This is a genomic window from Armatimonas sp. (genome assembly GCF_043760365.1).
In the GTDB taxonomy this organism is placed as follows: Bacteria; Armatimonadota; Armatimonadia; order Armatimonadales; family Armatimonadaceae; genus Armatimonas.
On the sequence record NZ_JAYUPA010000101.1, the window covers coordinates 1 to 2,319 of the forward strand.

3 protein-coding genes are annotated in these 2,319 nt (G+C 54.4%); 2 read left to right on the forward strand and 1 reads right to left on the reverse strand.

What is annotated here, in order from left to right; all coding sequences use genetic code 11:
- Together ACH2EH_RS02580 and ACH2EH_RS02585 are read left to right on the forward strand one after the other, a co-directional pair.
- Positions 1–759: aldo/keto reductase (locus ACH2EH_RS02580; protein ID WP_395138630.1), on the forward strand; the 759-nt coding region annotated here is incomplete at its 5' end.
- A 100-nt stretch (positions 760–859) separates the two neighbouring features.
- Positions 860–1,372: a hypothetical protein gene (locus ACH2EH_RS02585; RefSeq protein WP_395138633.1), complete on the forward strand. Its 513-nt coding sequence runs from the start codon at positions 860–862 to the stop codon at positions 1,370–1,372.
- 56 nt (positions 1,373–1,428) lie between these two features.
- On the opposite strand, the gene ACH2EH_RS02590 is transcribed toward ACH2EH_RS02585, so the two are convergent.
- The coding region (locus tag ACH2EH_RS02590) for a hypothetical protein (protein WP_395138636.1) at positions 1,429–2,319 on the reverse strand (891 nt) is incomplete at its 5' end.

The window sequence follows — 2,319 nt, forward strand, 5'->3', positions numbered from 1 at the left end:
GTCTTTGTGGCCACCAAGCTTGGGCGGCGCGGCGATCCGGGCGGGTTGGAGAATTTCTCCTACACGACCCTGCGTCGGCACACGACCGACTCACTCACCCGGCTAGGAGCCGAGCGGCTCGATCTGACACAGCTCCACTGCATCCCCACGGAAGCACTCCGCCAGGGCGAGGTATTTACCCATCTACGCGAGCTTCGGCGCGAGGGGCTTATCGCGCGCTTCGGGGTGAGTGTCGAGAGCATGGAGGAGGCCCTACTCTGTTTGGAGCAAGACGGGCTCGCCTCGCTACAGATCATCTTCAATCTCTTTCGGCAAAAACCCATCACTGCGCTTTTTGAAAAAGCGAAAGCAAAAAATATCGCGCTGATCGTGCGGCTTCCGCTGGCATCGGGGCTGCTTTCCGGCAAGTACACGGCGCAGACCCAGTTTGCCGCCAGCGATCACCGCACCTACAACCGCGATGGCGGGGCGTTCAATGTCGGGGAGACCTTTGCCGGTCTGCCCTTCGAGCGCGGTGTTGCACTCGCAGACGGACTCAAGTCCTTTGTCCCCGAGGGGTGGACTCTTGCCCAGCTCGCTCAGCGCTGGATCTTAGACTTCGACGCAGTAGCAACGCTCATTCCCGGTGCGACCCACCTGGGGCAAGTCGAGAGTAATGTGTCCGTCAGCGAGCTTCCGCGTCTCCCGGCGTCGCTGCATCAGCAGCTTTCAGCGTTCTATAGTGAGCACGTCGCAAGCCATATTCGTGGTCCGTATTAGGAAAGAGATTATTGGAAACTTTTCCCTTTCTTTAGTGTCCTATCAGACGTGAGGCCCCAACAATGGGCCTCACTTATACCTCTGGAGGCAAAAATAATAGATGAAACTAGCAACACTACTCACTCTGGGTGTGGCAATTCTGGCACCGATGGGTTCCGCGCTCGCGGCGGACGATGCAATGACCGTAGAGAAGCCGATCCGCGTCTTAGCGGGGATTTTCTCCGCAAGCAAGGGGACTAACAAGCAACGCACTGCGCTGGGTGTCGGCTACGATTTTATGAAAACCGCAGCGACCAACCCGACAGTCTACGGCATCTTTCTGGACTATAACAGTAAGAAAACAGGGGGGGTGACGACCAGCCTGACCGGTGTTGGTGTCAGCGGACGCTTCTATCTGGACTCCGCCAATGCCGCAGGTAAGTCCTATGCCACCGTCGGCGTCGGCACCTACACGTTCAAGGCAGGCGGCAGTGTGAGCAAGATAGGCGGCAAATTCGGAATCGGCTACGAACTCAACAATGGCTGGCTTGGGGAGCTCGACTCCACGATGATCCAGAAGGCCAATGGCACGGACCTAGGGGGTATCAACTTCCGCATCGGCTACCGGTTCTAAGCGCACTCCACCAAGAGGAAAGCCCGGCACCACACGGTGCCGGGCTTTTTTGTACTCTACATTCCAAGTCCTGGAATACTAAGGCTAGATCCTTCGGACACGATTTGGAAATTACTCCCACTAATATCCAAGGGGATATCAGTGTAGCGGTTGCGGACAGCATCTAGCGCGGCATTGGCACCACGATACAGTGCATCTATGTTATGAGAAGATGATTTTGAATTTTTCTCACCCATTAAATTTTTCAATGCACCCGTCGCAACATTTGTATCACCATTACTATCCTTCATTTTTTGTAATGTTGCGCTGAATCCGCTCAGAATACTAGACATTGATTGCACAGATGCATCTATTGATTGACTGTAAGATGTAGCTAAAGGAGCACAGGGATCAGGAGGCATTTTTTGCTTGAATACTGATGATGCTTGGTTCCATTCGCCAATAACCTTGTTTATATCTTCTGAATAATTTGGGGCAGGCTTTGTCGGTTTTTCACCACTTTCAAAAGTACCATCAAGCAATCCGAGAGATTCACCTGCCATAAGGTCTTTTATCACCGTCATTAACATTGGCATAACTTCACCCTCATTTTTTGATTCAAGTCGATGCCTCTCCCCCTCAAACCACTTTAACCAGCGTAGATATGCGATCACATCGGCGGGCATGGGGTTACCGACCGTGCCAGGTGGCTTGAGAATGGGAGCTTTCGGCATTTGGGGCTGAGGGGCGCTCAGAATCGGAGCCGGGGCGGTCTGGGTATTGGGCGCGTTGATCACGGCTCCCGTCGGGCTCATCGGCTTCTGGGCATTGAGAACGCCGGAGCTCTTGGCGAAGAGAAAGCCCGCCACACCCACCAAGACGATCCCGGAGATCAGCGCGGCCAGCCCGGCCTTGTTCATCCCACTAGCTTGCTGAGGCTGCTGTGCCACTGGCTGCGTGTAGAGTAT